The organism is Vibrio sp. LQ2, assembly GCF_023920125.1.
In the GTDB taxonomy this organism is placed as follows: Bacteria; Pseudomonadota; Gammaproteobacteria; order Enterobacterales; family Vibrionaceae; genus Vibrio; species Vibrio fluvialis.
Map to the genome: position 1 here is coordinate 1,443,491 of NZ_CP085308.1, position 16,993 is coordinate 1,460,483.

At 48.9% G+C, this 16,993-nt stretch carries 16 protein-coding genes; 14 read left to right on the top strand and 2 right to left on the bottom strand.

What is annotated here, in order from left to right; translation table 11 throughout:
- The first annotated feature begins 50 nt into the window (after positions 1 to 50).
- From cysK to crr, 4 genes are all read left to right on the top strand, one after another.
- Positions 51 to 1,019 (top strand): cysteine synthase A, encoded by a 969-nt coding sequence (gene cysK / locus LGV68_RS06730; protein ID WP_252536400.1) that lies wholly within the window; start codon positions 51 to 53, stop codon positions 1,017 to 1,019.
- Positions 1,020 to 1,319: 300 nt separating this feature from the next.
- Positions 1,320 to 1,577: an HPr family phosphocarrier protein gene (locus LGV68_RS06735; protein ID WP_020327990.1), complete on the top strand. Its 258-nt coding sequence runs from the start codon at positions 1,320 to 1,322 to the stop codon at positions 1,575 to 1,577.
- A 136-nt stretch (positions 1,578 to 1,713) separates the two neighbouring features.
- Positions 1,714 to 3,435: a phosphoenolpyruvate-protein phosphotransferase PtsI gene (gene ptsI, locus LGV68_RS06740; RefSeq protein ID WP_222736852.1), complete on the top strand. Its 1,722-nt coding sequence runs from the start codon at positions 1,714 to 1,716 to the stop codon at positions 3,433 to 3,435.
- A gap of 108 nt (positions 3,436 to 3,543) precedes the next feature.
- On the top strand, positions 3,544 to 4,053 hold the full coding sequence (gene crr / locus LGV68_RS06745) for a PTS glucose transporter subunit IIA (RefSeq protein WP_014205560.1): 510 nt from the start codon (positions 3,544 to 3,546) through the stop codon (positions 4,051 to 4,053).
- 63 nt (positions 4,054 to 4,116) lie between these two features.
- Here crr and LGV68_RS06750 read toward each other — a convergent pair whose 3' ends face one another.
- Positions 4,117 to 5,268, bottom strand: coding sequence for a 2-octaprenyl-3-methyl-6-methoxy-1,4-benzoquinol hydroxylase (locus tag LGV68_RS06750; protein WP_252536401.1), 1,152 nt, complete (start codon positions 5,266 to 5,268; stop codon positions 4,117 to 4,119).
- 296 nt (positions 5,269 to 5,564) lie between these two features.
- Here LGV68_RS06750 and miaB point away from each other — a divergent pair, with 296 nt between their 5' ends.
- From miaB to lnt, 5 genes are all read left to right on the top strand, one after another.
- Positions 5,565 to 6,989 carry a tRNA (N6-isopentenyl adenosine(37)-C2)-methylthiotransferase MiaB gene (miaB, locus tag LGV68_RS06755; protein ID WP_020327993.1) on the top strand — a complete coding sequence of 475 codons (1,425 nt, stop codon included), beginning with the start codon at positions 5,565 to 5,567 and terminating at the stop codon, positions 6,987 to 6,989.
- Between the two features lie 69 nt (positions 6,990 to 7,058).
- On the top strand, positions 7,059 to 8,168 hold the full coding sequence (locus LGV68_RS06760; protein WP_252536402.1) for a PhoH family protein: 1,110 nt from the start codon (positions 7,059 to 7,061) through the stop codon (positions 8,166 to 8,168).
- Positions 8,165 to 8,629 carry an rRNA maturation RNase YbeY gene (ybeY, locus tag LGV68_RS06765; RefSeq protein WP_024373353.1) on the top strand — a complete coding sequence of 155 codons (465 nt, stop codon included), beginning with the start codon at positions 8,165 to 8,167 and terminating at the stop codon, positions 8,627 to 8,629. Before LGV68_RS06760 ends, ybeY begins: the two co-directional genes overlap by 4 nt.
- A 78-nt stretch (positions 8,630 to 8,707) precedes the next feature.
- Positions 8,708 to 9,583, top strand: a complete 876-nt coding sequence (gene corC, locus LGV68_RS06770; protein WP_020327996.1) for a CNNM family magnesium/cobalt transport protein CorC — start codon at positions 8,708 to 8,710, stop codon at positions 9,581 to 9,583.
- 44 nt (positions 9,584 to 9,627) lie between these two features.
- Positions 9,628 to 11,145, top strand: coding sequence for an apolipoprotein N-acyltransferase (lnt, locus tag LGV68_RS06775; protein WP_024373352.1), 1,518 nt, complete (start codon positions 9,628 to 9,630; stop codon positions 11,143 to 11,145).
- A gap of 49 nt (positions 11,146 to 11,194) precedes the next feature.
- Here lnt and LGV68_RS06780 read toward each other — a convergent pair whose 3' ends face one another.
- Positions 11,195 to 11,665: a zinc ribbon-containing protein gene (locus LGV68_RS06780; RefSeq protein WP_020431856.1), complete on the bottom strand. Its 471-nt coding sequence runs from the start codon at positions 11,663 to 11,665 to the stop codon at positions 11,195 to 11,197.
- A 121-nt stretch (positions 11,666 to 11,786) separates the two neighbouring features.
- Here LGV68_RS06780 and leuS point away from each other — a divergent pair, with 121 nt between their 5' ends.
- The 5 genes from leuS to rlmH all read left to right on the top strand — a co-directional run bounded on the left by leuS (position 11,787) and on the right by rlmH (position 16,989).
- Positions 11,787 to 14,363 (top strand): leucine--tRNA ligase, encoded by a 2,577-nt coding sequence (leuS, locus tag LGV68_RS06785; RefSeq protein WP_047459186.1) that lies wholly within the window; start codon positions 11,787 to 11,789, stop codon positions 14,361 to 14,363.
- Between the two features lie 109 nt (positions 14,364 to 14,472).
- A complete protein-coding gene (gene lptE / locus LGV68_RS06790; protein ID WP_158142310.1) occupies positions 14,473 to 15,096 on the top strand; it encodes an LPS assembly lipoprotein LptE in 624 nt (207 codons plus the stop codon).
- An 8-nt stretch (positions 15,097 to 15,104) separates the two neighbouring features.
- Positions 15,105 to 16,130 carry a DNA polymerase III subunit delta gene (holA, locus tag LGV68_RS06795; RefSeq protein WP_024373349.1) on the top strand — a complete coding sequence of 342 codons (1,026 nt, stop codon included), beginning with the start codon at positions 15,105 to 15,107 and terminating at the stop codon, positions 16,128 to 16,130.
- Positions 16,131 to 16,198: 68 nt separating this feature from the next.
- Entirely contained in the window at positions 16,199 to 16,516 is a 318-nt protein-coding gene (rsfS, locus tag LGV68_RS06800) for a ribosome silencing factor (RefSeq protein WP_020328002.1), read from the top strand.
- A 2-nt stretch (positions 16,517 to 16,518) separates the two neighbouring features.
- Positions 16,519 to 16,989 carry a 23S rRNA (pseudouridine(1915)-N(3))-methyltransferase RlmH gene (rlmH, locus tag LGV68_RS06805; RefSeq protein ID WP_222759038.1) on the top strand — a complete coding sequence of 157 codons (471 nt, stop codon included), beginning with the start codon at positions 16,519 to 16,521 and terminating at the stop codon, positions 16,987 to 16,989.
- The last annotated feature ends 4 nt before the right edge of the window (positions 16,990 to 16,993 follow it).

Here is a 16,993-nt window from a genome sequence, read left to right on the forward strand (position 1 = left end):
AATGTATCGACATATCGATACCAAAACGTGCGTAATGAAGGAACATCACAATGAGCAAAATCTACGAAGACAACTCTCTGACCATTGGTAACACACCACTGGTTCGCCTGAACAAAGTCAGCAAAGGCAAAGTACTGGCTAAAATCGAATCACGTAACCCAAGTTTCAGCGTGAAATGCCGTATCGGTGCCAACATGATTTGGGATGCTGAGAAACAAGGCAAACTAAAACCAGGTATTGAACTAGTTGAGCCAACCAGTGGTAACACAGGTATTGCTCTGGCCTTCGTTGCAGCAGCTCGCGGTTACAAATTAACGCTAACAATGCCTGAGTCAATGAGCCTTGAGCGTCGCAAACTACTTAAAGCACTGGGTGCTAATCTGGTACTAACTGAAGCAGCGAAAGGTATGAAAGGCGCAATTTCAAAAGCAGAAGAAATTGTGGCAAGCAATCCGGAAAAATACCTGCTGCTGCAACAGTTCGACAACCCAGCGAACCCTGCAATTCACGAAAAAACGACAGGTCCTGAAATTTGGGAAGCCACTGACGGTCAAGTAGACGTATTCGTTGCTGGTGTTGGTACTGGTGGTACATTGACAGGTACTAGCCGCTACATCAAAGGCGAGAAAGGCAAAGCCATCATCTCTGTTGCCGTAGAACCAGCTGAATCCCCTGTGATTAGCCAAGCACTTGCTGGCGACGAAATCAAACCAGCTCCACACAAAATTCAGGGTATTGGCGCAGGTTTCATCCCAGGTAACCTCGATTTAGAGCTCATTGACCGCGTAGAAACCGTGACATCAGACGAAGCGATCGAGATGGCTCGTCGTCTGATGGAAGAGGAAGGTATTCTGGCTGGTATTTCATCAGGCGCAGCAGTGGTTGCAGCAAATCGCCTTGCAGAACTTACTGAATTTGAAGGAAAAACCATTGTAACTGTACTACCAAGCTCTGGTGAACGTTACTTGAGCACTGCCCTGTTTGCAGGCATTTTCACAGAGAAAGAAAACCAACAGTAACCTGTGGTGAAATCAATTTTTCGTTTAAAAAAGCCCCATTCAGGGGCTTTTTTGTTGATCCTTGCCTCACCTTTGGTAATATCAGCCATGTTTTATTTCTAGCTTCAAAATAAAGAAGCAGACAAGATTAGATTCGATGGCTCGAGTTCGCAAATGCGTGCAAAGGCGATTGGTTATTTCTAGACCAGTATCAGTTCTGACACGAAAAGCCCGTTACTGAACTAGCAGAAACGAGTGGTTACGGTTAAGCTAATTCTGGTTAACAAACTTACAAAAAATAAATTAATTGGGGTATAAAACATGTACGAGAAGCAAGTTGAAATCACTGCAGAAAACGGCCTTCACACTCGTCCAGCTGCACAGTTCGTTAAAGAAGCAAAAGCATTCGATGCGGACATTACTGTGACTTCTAACGGTAAAAGCGCTAGCGCAAAAAGCCTATTCAAGCTTCAGACTCTTGGCCTGGTTAAAGGCACTGTAGTGACTATCTCTGCAGAAGGTTCTCAAGCGAAAGAAGCGGTTGATCACCTAGTTGCTCTGATGGACCAACTTCACTAATTCGGTTCTTCCTTTCAAAGCCATTTTGCTCCCGCAAAGTGGCTTTGTTGGAAATAAACCAAAGAATACGCTAAATGTTATCGTTAGCGACGTCCATTTATCTCCCGTTTACAGTTGACCAATTTAAGGTAAGGCTATGATTTCAGGCATCCTAGCATCTCCTGGTATTGCTATTGGTAAAGCACTACTACTTCAAGAAGATGAAATTGTCCTAAACACTAACACCATTTCTGATGCTCAAGTTGACGCTGAAGTTCAGCGCTTCTACGAAGCGCGCAACAAGTCTGCAGCGCAACTAGAAGTGATCAAGCAAAAAGCACTTGAAACATTTGGTGAAGAAAAAGAAGCCATCTTCGAAGGCCACATCATGCTGCTTGAAGATGAAGAGCTAGAAGAAGAAATTTTAGCGCTCATCAAAGATGAAAAGCTGACAGCAGACAACGCAATTCACACCGTGATTGAAGAGCAAGCAATGGCTCTTGAGTCTCTGGACGATGAATACCTTAAAGAGCGTGCAACGGATATCCGCGATATCGGTTCTCGTTTCGTTAAAAACGCTCTAGGCATCAACATTGTGTCACTTAGTGACATCAATGAAGAAGTAATTCTGGTGGCTTACGACCTGACACCTTCTGAGACTGCACAAATCAACCTGAACTACGTTCTGGGCTTTGTGTGTGATATCGGCGGTCGTACCTCTCATACATCTATCATGGCTCGCTCTCTTGAACTGCCTGCGATCGTTGGTACCAACAACATCACTGCGCAAGTGAAAAACGGCGACATGTTGATTCTGGATGCAATGAACAACAAGATCATTGTTAATCCAACTGACGCTGAGCTTGAAGAAGCCAAAGCAGTAAAAGCTGCGTTCCTGGCTGAGAAAGAAGAGCTGGCGAAGCTGAAAGATCTGCACGCAGAAACGCTAGACGGCCATCGTGTAGAAGTTTGCGGCAACATCGGTACAGTGAAAGACTGTGACGGCATCACCCGCAACGGCGGTGAAGGTGTTGGTCTGTACCGTACTGAATTCCTGTTCATGGATCGCGATGCACTGCCGACTGAAGAAGAACAGTATCAGGCATACAAAGAAGTTGCGGAAGCGATGGAAGGTCAAGCTGTCATCATCCGTACTATGGACATCGGCGGCGACAAAGACCTGCCGTATATGGACCTACCAAAAGAAATGAACCCGTTCCTGGGCTGGCGTGCAGTACGTATCAGCTTGGATCGTCGTGAAATTCTGCGTGACCAGCTACGTGGTATTCTGCGTGCATCAGCACACGGTAAACTGCGTATCATGTTCCCAATGATTATCTCTGTTGAAGAAATTCGTGCCCTGAAAGCAGCAATCGAAGAGTACAAAGCAGAACTGCGTGCTGAAGGCTTGGCATTCGACGAAAGCATCGAAATCGGTGTAATGGTTGAAACACCAGCTGCTGCAGCTATCGCACACCACCTGGCGAAAGAAGTGTCATTCTTCTCAATCGGTACCAACGACCTGACCCAGTACACGCTGGCAGTCGACCGCGGTAACGAAATGATTTCGCACCTATACAACCCACTGTCTCCAGCGGTACTGACTGTAATCAAACAAGTGATTGATGCGTCACACGCTGAAGGTAAGTGGACGGGTATGTGTGGTGAGCTGGCTGGTGACGAGCGCGCAACCCTTCTACTGTTAGGTATGGGTCTGGATGAATTCTCAATGAGCGGCATCTCTATCCCTAAAGTGAAGAAAGTGATCCGTAACTCTAACTTCGCTGAAGTGAAAGCGATGGCAGAAGAAGCACTTTCTCTACCGACAGCAGCAGAAATCGAAGCTTGCGTTGAAAAGTTCATCGCAGCGAAAGCTTAATAGTCTGTGAATACCAAAGACATAGGCGACTAAAAGTAGTCGTCTATTGTTTTTGATTGGTATACTATACTTCGACAGAATAAATCTAAACGTTAGGAGCATGACACAATGGGTCTGTTTGACAAACTTAAGAAGCTAGTCTCTGACGACAGCGCTGACGCGGGTGCAATTGAAATCATCGCACCTCTTTCTGGTGAAATTGTAAACATTGAAGACGTGCCAGATGTCGTGTTTGCTGAAAAAATCGTTGGTGATGGTATCGCTATCAAACCTGCGGGCAACAAAATGGTAGCTCCTGTTAACGGCACTATCGGTAAGATCTTCGAAACGAACCACGCGTTCTCTATCGAATCTGACGACGGCGTTGAGCTTTTTGTTCACTTCGGTATCGATACTGTTGAACTGAAAGGTGAAGGCTTCAAACGTATCGCTGAAGAAGGTCAATCAGTGAAAGTGGGCGACACTATCATTGAATTCGATCTAGCTCTGCTGGAAGAGAAAGCGAAATCAACTCTGACTCCTGTTGTTATTTCTAACATGGACGAAATCAAAGAGCTGAACAAACTGTCTGGTTCTGTGACAGTTGGTGAAACTCCAGTTCTGCGTGTAACTAAGTAATTTAGTCTGCATTCATAAAAAAACGCTGCGATATCGCAGCGTTTTTTGTTTGTGGCTTTGTCACTATAGTCCTAATGCGTAGCGCAGAACTTGTTCCTTGACCGGGCCTGCATATTCAGCGATTTTCAGCGCGGCATTACGAACCAACTTCAGCGGTGCCACATCATTACTAAACGCTTTATAGAAAAAATCCATCCCGGTTTGCATCAGTAAATTATCTGGGCGGCGTCGGCGCTCGTAACGCTGGAATTGAGCCAGTGTCAATACCTCCTGTCCTTGAGTTACTTCCAGCATCGCTGCCACATCTTTGAACCCCAAGTTAACGCCCTGCCCTGCCAGCGGATTGATGGTATGAGCAGAATCCCCGACCAATACACATCGATTACGAACATAGCTTTGTGCATGACGACGCGTGAGCGGGAAAGAGCCGTGCTGCAGCACGGAGATATCACCGAGCTCTGCGGGAAAATGACTGACAATCTCTTGTTTCAACTGCGTAGGATTCATTTGGCTCAATTGCTTAATACGCTGCGGTGCGTCATACCATACCAGCGACGCCTGATGTCCATTCAAAGGTAAGAACGACCGTGGGCCAGACGGAAAGAATTGCTGCCAGGTAACATCCTGTTGTGGTTTTTCGGTTTCAACGTTAATAAGCATGCAGTGCTGACGGTAATCCCACGCCGTCACGCCAATACCCGCCAACTCTCGCACGCGCGAATTCGCGCCATCCGCGCCGATGATCCAGTCACAGTGCAGAACCGTGCCAGATTGCAGAGTCACAACGTGGGTATCACCAAAGGTAATGTCTTTTAACGTATCAGGGCAAAGCAGCGTCACATTGGGGTAATCGGCAAACTGTTCCCACAAACCCAATTGGATCAGGCGGTTTTCCACCATGTAACCCAACTGCTCTAACCCCAACGATTCACTGGAAAATCGCGTACGACACTCTGGGTGGTCCCACGTTTCCAAACCGCGATAAGGACACACCCGTTTTGAGGCAATCGCGTCCCAAGCGCCCAAAGAGGTCAGCAGATCAACCGAGGTTTGAGAAATGGCAGAAATGCGCACATCCATCGGTTGCGATTCGTCATAAGGTTGAGGCTCAAATCCTTCGACCACGGCCACTCGGCGGCCCTGTTTGGCAAATCCAATCGCGGCAGCGGCACCGACCATTCCGCCGCCAATTACCACAATGTCAAAATCGTTCATCGTTACTACTTCTGTTTTGGCTGAGCTACACGCAAGTTATTGTACGTAGCGGGACTTTTTTTGCGAACGATTTTGTTAAAAAACCTTGGTCCAAGCAGGGTGAAAAGCCAGAAGCCACAATGCTTGCAAGAGATTTAGCCCGATCACTGGTCACTGAAAGTTGAAAGCAGTACAATACGCCGCTTACCGTCGAGAAGGCGGCTAAAATTTAGTCATCGACAAGCGATTTTCGGTGACTTTCTGGAAACATTGGGCGATTTGCTCCCTTAATTTAAACTAACGATCGAGCGAACAACATGAGTAAAAAACTGCTAATCAAAACCTGGGGCTGCCAGATGAACGAATACGATTCATCAAAAATGGCCGACCTGCTTAACGCTACAAACGGCTATGAGCTGACCGAAGAGCCAGAGGAAGCAGACGTACTTCTACTTAACACCTGTTCGATTCGCGAAAAAGCGCAAGAGAAAGTATTCCACCAGCTTGGCCGTTGGAAAACGTTGAAAGATAAGAAGCCAGGCGTGGTGATCGGCGTAGGCGGCTGTGTGGCGACTCAAGAAGGCGACCACATTCGTGATCGCGCACCCTTTGTAGACGTTATCTTTGGCCCACAGACGCTACACCGTCTGCCAGAAATGATTAAACAGTCACAAACTGACGATGCGCCGGTGATGGATATTTCTTTCCCGGAAATCGAAAAATTCGACCGTCTGCCGGAACCACGCGCAGAAGGCCCGACCGCCTTTGTCTCCATTATGGAAGGCTGTTCAAAATACTGCACATACTGCGTCGTGCCGTACACGCGTGGCGAAGAAGTGAGCCGTCCAATGGACGACGTGCTGTTTGAAATTGCACAACTTGCTGAACAGGGCGTCCGTGAAGTCAACCTGCTGGGTCAAAACGTGAACGCGTACCGTGGCCCAATGCACGATGGCACCATCTGTTCATTCGCAGAATTGTTGCGCCTCGTGGCCTCAATCGATGGCATCGATCGCATTCGCTTTACCACCAGCCACCCATTGGAGTTCACTGACGACATCATCGCGGTGTACGAAGACACGCCAGAACTGGTGAGCTTCCTGCATTTGCCTGTTCAAAGCGGCAGCGATCGCATTCTGACGATGATGAAGCGTCCGCACACAGGCATCGAGTACAAGTCGATCATTCGTAAGCTGCGTAAAGCGCGCCCGGATATTCAGATCAGTTCAGACTTCATCGTTGGCTTCCCTGGCGAGTCGGATAAAGACTTCCAAGACACCATGAAGCTGATCCGCGATGTCGATTTTGACATGAGCTTTAGCTTTATCTTCTCACCGCGTCCGGGTACACCGGCGGCCGATTACCCATGTGATCTGTCTGAGGAAACGAAGAAAGAGCGTCTGTATGAACTGCAACAACAAATCAACGCCCAAGCCATGCGTTACTCTCGCCTGATGATGGGTACAGAGCAACGTATTCTGGTTGAAGGCCCTTCGAAGAAAAACCTGATGGAACTTCGTGGTCGTACAGAAAACAACCGTGTAGTAAACTTTGAAGGACCGGCAGAACTTATCGGCCAGTTCGTAGACGTGAAAATTGTCGATGTATTCCCGAACTCTTTACGTGGTGAACTCGTACGAACTGAGAAAGAGATGAACCTGCGTGTGGTCACATCCCCATCGGAAATGATGGCCAAAACGCGTCGTGAGGATGAGCTGGGAGTCGCTACTTTTACTCCGTAAGCTCGTATAAACTGTCATGGATGCCCGGTCGAAATCGGGCATCCGGATATGACACACTGAGAGGCTAATTTGAGCAATAAAATCGTTACTTTAGAGATCAATCTCGAACCTTCAGACAACCGCCGTCTTGTCAGTCTGTGCGGCCCTTTCGATGACAATATCAAACATTTAGAACGTCGTTTAGGCGTTGAAATCAATCATCGCAGTAACTATTTCACTATTGTCGGTAAAGCGCACACCGCTGCTGCTGCACTCGACATCATCAAAACCTTGTACGTCGATACGGCTCCTGTTCGTGGTGAAATTCCTGATATCGAACCAGAACAAATTCATCTGTCGATCAAAGAATCCGGCGTCCTGGAACAAAACACCGAATCCACTATTGCCCATGGCAAAGAAGTGTTCGTGAAAACCAAAAAAGGTGTGATTAAGCCGCGTACGCCAAATCAGGCTCAGTATCTGGTGAACATGGTGACTCATGACATCACCTTTGGTATCGGTCCTGCGGGTACCGGTAAAACATATTTGGCGGTAGCGGCTGCGGTTGATGCTCTGGAACGTCAGGAAATTCGCCGTATTCTGCTGACCCGTCCAGCAGTTGAAGCAGGTGAAAAACTGGGCTTCCTGCCCGGGGACCTGAGCCAGAAAGTCGACCCTTACTTGCGCCCGTTGTACGACGCACTGTTTGAAATGTTAGGTTTTGAACGGGTTGAAAAACTGATTGAACGCAACGTCATTGAAGTCGCCCCGCTGGCGTACATGCGTGGTCGTACGTTGAACGATGCCTTCATCATTCTCGATGAAAGCCAGAACACCACGGTTGAACAGATGAAAATGTTCCTGACCCGTATCGGTTTTAACTCGCGCGCGGTCATTACCGGCGACGTGACTCAGATTGACTTACCTCGCGGCGCAAAGTCGGGGTTGCGCCATGCGATTGAAGTATTGAACGAAGTCGATGAAATAAGCTTCAACTTCTTCCTGGCCGATGACGTTGTTCGTCACCCTGTGGTTGCCCGGATCGTCAATGCGTACGAGAAATGGGAAGCGCAAGACCAGAAAGAACGCAAAGAGTACGAGAAACGTCGCCGCGAAGAACGTGAGTCCAAATTGCTGGAAATGCAAAAAGCTGAACTAACGGCACCGCACAATGCATTAGAGGAATCTGGCGAGTCATGAGCATTGAACTCGATTTACAACTGGCCGTTGACAGTGACGACGGCCTACCAACATTTGAACAGTTTGCCATCTGGCTGCAAGCGGCCGTTGCTCCCTTCCAGCCTCAGGCGGAAGTAACAATTCGTATTGTTGATGAGCCGGAAAGCCATCAGCTCAATCTCGAATATCGCGGTAAAGATAAGCCAACCAACGTGCTGTCTTTCCCGTTTGAAGCACCTCCGGGCATGGAGCTTGATCTGCTGGGTGACCTGATCATTTGTCGCCAGGTGGTTGAGCAGGAAGCGGTTGAGCAAAACAAGCCCCTGCTGGCACACTGGGCGCATATGGTTGTACATGGTAGTCTTCATCTGCTAGGTTATGACCATATTGAGGATGACGAAGCTGAAGAGATGGAGTCCCTCGAAACGGAAATCATGCAAAATATGGGCTTTGAAGACCCGTATTTGGCTGAGAAAATCTAGCTCACGCACCACAGAAAAATGTCGTGAGCTGGCATGTGAGCTATCACACATCTGATAGCGTTATTGAATAGAGTAACAATGAACGAAGATAATTCGCAGAATTCTGACGGTCCGAGTAGAAAGTCCTTCTTTGAACGCCTAGGTCAGTTATTTCAGGGAGAACCTAAGGATCGCCAAGAACTGGTTGATGTGATCCGCGACTCTGAAGTCAATGACCTGATTGACCACGACACCCGCGACATGCTGGAAGGTGTCATGGAAATAGCTGAGATGCGTGTACGGGATATCATGATTCCGCGCTCTCAGATGGTCACCATCGAACGTACAGATAATCTGGATTCGCTGGTTGCACTGATTACCGATGCTCAGCACTCACGCTACCCGGTGGTTAGTGAAGATAAAGACCATGTAGAAGGCATTCTGCTTGCGAAGGACTTACTTAAATACTTAGGTTCCAATAGCTCCCCGTTCAACATTGAAGAAGTGATCCGCCCAGCCGTGGTGGTTCCAGAAAGTAAACGCGTCGATCGCCTGCTAAAAGAGTTCCGTGAGGAACGATATCACATGGCGATTGTCGTAGATGAGTTCGGGGGCGTCTCTGGTCTAGTGACCATTGAAGACATTCTGGAAGAAATCGTTGGCGATATCGAAGATGAGTTCGACGACGAAGAGCAACTGGATATCCGTAAGCTCAGCAAACACACTTACGCGGTGAAGGCGCTGACCACCATCGAAGAGTTTAACAACACCTTCGGTACCCGCTTCAGCGATGAAGAGGTGGATACGGTAGGCGGATTGGTAATGACTGCTTTCGGTCACTTGCCAGCACGCGGTGAAGTGGTAGAAATTGATCGTTACAATTTTAAGGTCACTGCTGCAGACAACCGCCGAGTGGTTCAACTTCAGGTAACCGTCCCCGATATGGAAACTCTTCCGGAGATCGCCGAAGAGTAGTTCGAAGCTCCTCTTACTCTGTAAGAGCATCAGAAAAGTTGCAGATGACGAATATTTTCAATCATCGCCTAATGCGGCCGCTTGCGGCCGCTTTTGTTGGCGCGCTTACCACCCTATCGTTTGCTCCCTATCAGATCTGGCCATTAGCCATTCTCAGCCCTTTCCTGCTATTGCTGTTATTAAACGGGCAGCCCCCCAAACGGGCGGCATGGATTGGTTATGCCTGGGGATTGGGCCAGTTTGGTTTCGGAATCAGTTGGGTACATGTCAGTATCGACACCTTTGGTGGCATGCCCAAAATTGCCAGCTTATTTTTGATGGCGCTATTAGTTGGCTACTTAGCCCTTTATTCCGCACTCTTTAGCTGGGCGCTCAATCGCTTTTTCCCGAAGCAGAACCGCAGCCGATTATTACTGGCGACGCCTGCGCTCTGGCTGGTCTGCGACTGGCTGCGTGGTTGGGTCATGACTGGCTTTCCCTGGTTGTGGCTCGGTTACAGCCAAATCGACAGCCCGTTGGCGAACTTCGCCCCGCTCGGCGGCGTTGAACTACTGACGCTGATAGTATTGCTGTGTGCAGGCGGCCTGGCGCTCGCTTGGCAGAAAAAAAGCGTTCTATTGCTTCTCATCCCAGCGGTTTTGTTTGCTGTTGGATTTGCGTTGAATGCCGCACAGTGGGTGACTCCACAACCGCAACGCACCACAAAAGTGGCGCTGATTCAGGGCAATATTGAGCAGGCTCTCAAATGGTTACCCAGCCAACGCTGGCCGACCATCATGAAATATACTGATCTCAGTCGTCAGAACTGGGATGCCGATATCATCGTCTGGCCCGAAGCAGCAATTCCTGCGTTTGAATTTGAGATCCCGGCGTTTCTGCGCAATCTAGATACCGCCGCACGGATGAATCATAGCGCGCTCATTACGGGCATTCTCAATCAGGATGACAATAAGCGTTATTTCAACAGCATATTGACGCTGGGTGAGAATCCGAGCGGTGATTATCACTACGATTTAGCGCAGCGTTTTCATAAGCACCATCTACTGCCCTTTGGTGAATTTGTGCCGTTTGAAAGCATTCTGCGCCCATTGGCTCCGTTCTTTAACTTGCCGATGTCTTCGTTCAGCGAAGGGGATTATGTTCAGCCGAACATCGTCGCCAATGGCCACGCGTTGGCTCCTGCGCTTTGTTACGAAATCATTTTCAATGAACAAGTTCGGGCCAATGTGACCGATGAGACTGACTTTCTGCTGACCTTGTCCAACGATGCCTGGTTTGGCCGCTCTATCGGCCCACTGCAGCATATGGAAATCGCGCGCATGCGCGCGCTGGAATTAGGTAAGCCGCTGATTCGTTCCACTAACAACGGTCTGACGGCGGTAACCGACTACAAAGGGCACATCACTCAGCAGCTACCTCAATTTGAAACGGGTGTGCTGCGTGCAGAAATGGTCCCAACCCGCGGTCAAACACCCTATCACGCGCTGGGTAGTTGGCCATTGTATGCATGGACACTGTTTGGCCTTATCGTGGCGCTGGTGATTCAACGCCGTAAAGCATAGCCTAACCGAGCAGCACAACGAAAAAGAGTCCCATTGGGACTCTTTTTACTTAAGGCTTCAACGGTTGTCGACTGAACGCCGTGTTACCACAGCGAATGCAGGGCACAATTTCGGTCGGATGGTTGTATTCAACATGGTGTCCGCAGTTCTCACACACAAGAATACCAAGACCAATCATATCGCCGGCTTTGTACAATCCCTGATGTTCAAGATCTTGAAACAGCTCCACCCATTCAACTTTGGTTTTATCGGTGATCTCCAGCAGTCCCTGCCAAATAGAATTGGCAATCATCAAATAAAACGGACTACTTTTCTCTTCTTCATAGCTGTCCGCAAACTCTTTGAGATCCGATTTTACATACGCAGAAATCAGCGCCAGCTCATCTTTTGTCAAGTCGTTTGCCGCGGCCACAACTTTACCGGATGTTTCCAGAATGTGGTCCACTTCTTCCGGACTTTGTTTCAGGGTTTCCACCACCTCTTCGAGTAAAGCTTCGTAACCCGTTTTTTGTTTTGGCATAAGTCACCTCTCTCAAACCCGATTGGCTATTGTTGTGCTCCCTTGCTTTAGGTATTCTATGACGATCTATTAGTATCTGTTCAAACTGAACTCACAAATTCCAAGATAACCGGATATATCGATGCAAGAGCAATACAACCCGCAAGACATTGAACAAAAAGTTCAACAGCATTGGGAAAGCAACAAGACCTTCGTTGTAAGTGAAGACCCAAATAAAGAAAAATTCTACTGTCTTTCTATGTTCCCGTACCCAAGCGGCCGACTGCACATGGGTCACGTGCGCAACTACACCATCGGTGATGTGGTTTCTCGTTTCCAGCGTCTGCAAGGCAAAAACGTCATGCAGCCAATCGGCTGGGATGCATTCGGTCTACCGGCAGAAAACGCGGCGGTTAAAAACAACACCGCTCCGGCACCTTGGACTTACGAAAACATTGAATACATGAAAAACCAGCTGAAACTGCTGGGTTTCGGCTACGACTGGAATCGTGAATTCGCGACGTGCCGTCCTGAGTACTACCGCTGGGAACAAGAGTTCTTTACCAAACTGTACGAGAAAGGTCTGGTTTACAAGAAAACTTCTTCGGTTAACTGGTGTCCGAACGACCAAACCGTTCTGGCGAACGAACAGGTTGAAGACGGTTGCTGCTGGCGTTGTGATACTCCAGTTGAACAGAAAGAAATTCCTCAGTGGTTCATCAAGATCACTGCTTACGCACAAGAGCTGCTAGACGATCTCGACAACCTGGAAGGTTGGCCTGAAATGGTGAAAACCATGCAGCGCAACTGGATTGGCCGTTCTGAAGGTGTGGAACTGAAGTTTGCCGTGAAAGATCAAGCGCAAGACTTGGAAGTCTACACCACGCGTCCAGACACACTGATGGGCGTCACTTACGTAGGTATCGCAGCGGGCCACCCTCTCGCAACCGAAGCGGCGAAATCAAACCCTGAACTGGCTGCCTTCATCGAAGAGTGTAAAAACACCAAAGTTGCTGAAGCAGAACTGGCGACGATGGAGAAAAAAGGTATGGCAACGGGCCTTACCGCAATTCATCCATTGAATGGCCGTGAAGTGCCAATCTTTGTCGCGAACTTCGTGTTGATGGACTACGGCACAGGTGCGGTCATGGCCGTCCCAGCGCACGATCAACGTGACTTCGAATTTGCGACCAAATATAACCTGGATATCATTCCTGTCATCAAGCCACTTGATGGCAGCGAACTGGATATCTCAGAAGCGGCATACACCGAAAAAGGCGTACTGTTCGATTCCGGCGAATTCGACGGCCTGGAATTCCAAGCCGCTTTCGATGCCATTGCAGCGAAACTGGAAGCCGAAGGTAAAGGCGTGAAAACCGTCAACTTCCGTCTGCGTGACTGGGGCGTGTCTCGTCAACGCTACTGGGGCGCACCAATTCCAATGGTGACCACAGAAGACGGCGTTGTACATCCCGTACCCGCCGACCAACTGCCAGTAATTCTGCCAGAAGATGTGGTCATGGATGGCGTCACCAGCCCAATCAAAGCGGATAAAGAGTGGGCGAAAACCACCTTTAACGGCGAACCGGCACTGCGTGAAACCGATACTTTCGATACCTTCATGGAATCGTCTTGGTACTACGCGCGCTACTGTTCACCACAAGCAGACGACATTCTGGACCCAGAAAAAGCCAACTACTGGCTGCCAGTAGACCAATACATCGGTGGTATCGAGCACGCATGTATGCACCTGTTGTACTCACGCTTCTTCCACAAACTGCTGCGTGATGCTGGTTATGTGACTTCTGACGAGCCATTCAAGCAACTGCTGTGTCAAGGTATGGTTCTGGCTGATGCCTTCTACTACACCAATGACAAAGGTGGTAAAGAGTGGGTTTCACCAACCGAAGTGAAAGTTGAACGTGACGGTAAAGGTCGTATTACGACTGCGGTAGATTCACACGGTCGCAGCGTTGAACACTCGGGCATGATCAAAATGTCTAAGTCAAAAAACAACGGTATCGACCCACAAGAAATGGTCGACAAATACGGCGCCGACACCGTACGTCTGTTCATGATGTTTGCTTCACCAGCAGATATGACGCTGGAATGGCAAGAATCTGGTGTTGAAGGTGCAAACCGCTTCCTGAAACGTGTGTGGAAACTGGTTCGTGAACATACCGAAAAAGGCGAAGCAACTACGGTTGAGACTTCTGCACTGACTGGCGATCAAAAAGCGCTGCGTCGTGACGTTCACAAAACCATCGCGAAAGTAACCGATGACATTGCACGTCGTCAGACCTTCAACACTGCTATTGCAGCCGTGATGGAGCTGATGAACAAGCTGGCTAAAGCACCTCAGGATGACGCACAAGATCGCGCGATTCTGGATGAAGCCCTAAAAGCGATCACTGTGATGCTTTACCCAATTGCGCCACACATCTGTTTTGAAATGTGGGCAGCGCTGGGTCAGGCAGACATCGACAACGCAACTTGGCCAACGTTTGATGAAGCTGCGCTGGTTGAAGATGAAAAACTGATCGTACTTCAGGTAAACGGTAAGCTGCGTGGCAAGTTGACTGTGTCTGCTGATGCAACCAAAGAACAAGTTGAAGAACTGGGCCTGAAAGACGAAAACGTGATGAAATTCACCGATGGTTTGACAATCCGCAAAGTCATCTATGTTCCAGGAAAACTGCTGAACATCGTTGCGAACTAATTCCGTATATTACGGTCTGTAAACAGGGCTTCGCGCCCTGTTTACTTATCTCAGTTTATCGCTGTGGTGAACTGAGATAAGTAAACCCAATTCATGAGAATAGAGCCCCATGCGTTTGACACTGCCTTCCACCTTCAAGTTATCACTGGTTGTTCTGACCGCCACCCTGCTTAGTGCCTGCGGTTTTCATCTTCGTGGTGATTATGACGTTCCGGAGGAACTGAGCACCATGTCACTGACCAGCTATGACCAATACAGCACATTTACCCGCATGGTAAAACGCCAGCTACGAATGAACGAAATTAACCTTGTTCAACCAGCTGAAGATGTTCCAAACATTCACCTACTCAGCGAAAGTGTCAGTGAACGCACCCTATCACTGTATCAAAATACTCGTGCTGCAGAGAAAGAGCTGACTTTCCGTGCGTCTTATCGAGTCACCATCCCTGAGACTGGCGATAAGCGATTCTCAACCAGTGTCACCCGAAGCTACCTAGATAACCCCCTAACAGCACTGGCAAAATCAGTTGAGCGCGACATGATCGAAGACGAAATGCGTAAACTGGCCGCCAGCCAGATTGTACGTCAAATGGCGCGCCTCAAAGCCAACATTCAAGCGGGGACCATGGACGAGCAATCAGAAGTACAAGCAGCCGAGTCGAACCAAGACTACATCATCAACACAACCGAAACACAGGTTGCTCCTTCGGCCAACACGTCTGAAGTTCAGTAGATTTTATAATGAGACTCTACGCTGACAAACTGGCCGATGCGCTGAACAGAACGCTGGCGCCAGTGTATCTTGTCTTTGGCAATGAACCTCTGCTGATCGAAGAATCGCGCAGCGCGATTGAGCGCAAAGCACGCGAGCAAGGCTTTGAAGAGAAACACCGTTTTAATCTTGATGCCAGTCTCGACTGGAACGAGGTCTACGATTGCTGTCAATCCATGAGCTTGTTCTCCAGTCGCCAAGTGATCGAACTGGAGATCCCGGAAGCTGGTATTAATGCTGCTGCGGGCAAAGAACTGGCCAACTTGGCACAGCATCTTAATCCCGATATCCTGCTGCTGATTGTCGGTACCAAGCTAACCAAAGCTCAGGAAAATACGGCCTGGTTTAAAGCCCTGATGAGTCAGGGCTGTCTGGTGAACTGTTTAACCCCGGATATCAGCCGCCTACCACAATTTGTCGCCGCTCGTTGTCGGGCTCTGGGGCTGACTCCTGATGCCGAAGCGATTCAAATGCTGGCACAGTGGCATGAGGGCAATTTGTTTGCTCTGGCACAGAGCCTAGAGAAGTTGGCTCTGCTCTACCCAGACGGTCAACTAACGCTGATTCGCCTTGAAGAGTCGCTGAGCCGCAACAACCACTACACCCCATTTCACTGGGTCGATGCTCTGCTTGAAGGCAAAGCCAATCGCGCGCAACGCATTTTGCGCCAACTGGCCGCTGAAGACGTAGAACCGATCATTCTGATGCGCACAGTCCAAAAAGAGCTGGTGCAACTGCTGCAGATGCGTCTGGCGATGAATCATCAGCCACTCGGCGCTATCTTTGACAAATACCGCGTCTGGCAGAATAAACGCCCGCATTACTCTGCTGCGTTGCAGCGCTTATCGGTTCAACGTCTGCAACATTTACTTCAGTTGCTTGCTCAATGTGAAATTGTCGCAAAAACTCAGTATGAGCAATCACCTTGGCCATTACTGCATCAGTTGAGCCTCGAATGTTGCGTTGCGCAGGCAAACTTGCCTTTGCCTGCCTGAAAGCGTGATATACTGCCGCGCTTTTGACAAAATCATTTTTATAGTTAGTTATCTCAGAGGAAATTCCCTTGCAACGTGAAGAATTAAAAGACTTTCTTGCAGACAAAGCCGACGATATGAAAGCGGTTGATATTGTAACCCTAGACGTACAAGGCAAATCCAGTGTCACTGATTACATGATCATTTGTACTGGCACGTCCAAAAGACACGTCTCTTCGATTGCCGATCATGTCGCGAGTGAAGCGAAAAAAGCCGGTGTTGAGCCACTGGGTATTGATGGCGAGAACGAAGGCGAGTGGGTTGTCGTCGATATGGGCACAACCATGCTGCACGTGATGCAGGAAGAGCATCGCGCCATGTACCAGTTGGAAAAACTCTGGGGCTGAGCGTGAAGATTCAATTGATTGCCGTCGGCACCAAAATGCCAAACTGGGTGGAAGAAGGCTTCCAGGAATATCGCCGCCGCTTTCCTCACGACATGCCGCTGGAGCTGATTGAAATTTCCGCTGGTAAGCGAGGCAAAAACGCTGATATTGCAAGAATTCTGCAAAAAGAAGGCGAAGCCATGCTGGCCGCCGTGCCAAAAGGCAACCGAATTGTTACTCTCGACATTCCAGGCAAACGCTGGGACACCGAACAACTGGCCGCTCAGCTGGAGAGTTGGAAAATGGATGCAAGAGACGTCTCTATTTTGATTGGTGGCCCAGAAGGGCTAGCTCCGGCGTGTAAAGCCGCCGCAGAACAAAGCTGGTCACTGTCGCCGCTCACACTGCCGCACCCGCTGGTGCGCGTGGTCATGGCCGAGAGTCTGTACCGCGCCTGGAGCATTACAGCAAACCACCCTTATCACCGAGAATAGACAC

Bases quoted from the DNA above. Each gene is read 5' to 3' on its own strand.
- cysK (WP_252536400.1), top strand. From the start codon at position 51: ATGAGCAAAATCTACGAAGACAACTCTCTGACCATTGGTAACACACCA.
- LGV68_RS06735 (WP_020327990.1), top strand. From the start codon at position 1,320: ATGTACGAGAAGCAAGTTGAAATCACTGCAGAAAACGGCCTTCACACT.
- ptsI (WP_222736852.1), top strand. From the start codon at position 1,714: ATGATTTCAGGCATCCTAGCATCTCCTGGTATTGCTATTGGTAAAGCA.
- crr (WP_014205560.1), top strand. From the start codon at position 3,544: ATGGGTCTGTTTGACAAACTTAAGAAGCTAGTCTCTGACGACAGCGCT.
- LGV68_RS06750 (WP_252536401.1), bottom strand. From the start codon at position 5,268: ATGAACGATTTTGACATTGTGGTAATTGGCGGCGGAATGGTCGGTGCC.
- miaB (WP_020327993.1), top strand. From the start codon at position 5,565: ATGAGTAAAAAACTGCTAATCAAAACCTGGGGCTGCCAGATGAACGAA.
- ybeY (WP_024373353.1), top strand. From the start codon at position 8,165: ATGAGCATTGAACTCGATTTACAACTGGCCGTTGACAGTGACGACGGC.
- corC (WP_020327996.1), top strand. From the start codon at position 8,708: ATGAACGAAGATAATTCGCAGAATTCTGACGGTCCGAGTAGAAAGTCC.
- lnt (WP_024373352.1), top strand. From the start codon at position 9,628: ATGACGAATATTTTCAATCATCGCCTAATGCGGCCGCTTGCGGCCGCT.
- LGV68_RS06780 (WP_020431856.1), bottom strand. From the start codon at position 11,665: ATGCCAAAACAAAAAACGGGTTACGAAGCTTTACTCGAAGAGGTGGTG.
- leuS (WP_047459186.1), top strand. From the start codon at position 11,787: ATGCAAGAGCAATACAACCCGCAAGACATTGAACAAAAAGTTCAACAG.
- lptE (WP_158142310.1), top strand. From the start codon at position 14,473: ATGCGTTTGACACTGCCTTCCACCTTCAAGTTATCACTGGTTGTTCTG.
- holA (WP_024373349.1), top strand. From the start codon at position 15,105: ATGAGACTCTACGCTGACAAACTGGCCGATGCGCTGAACAGAACGCTG.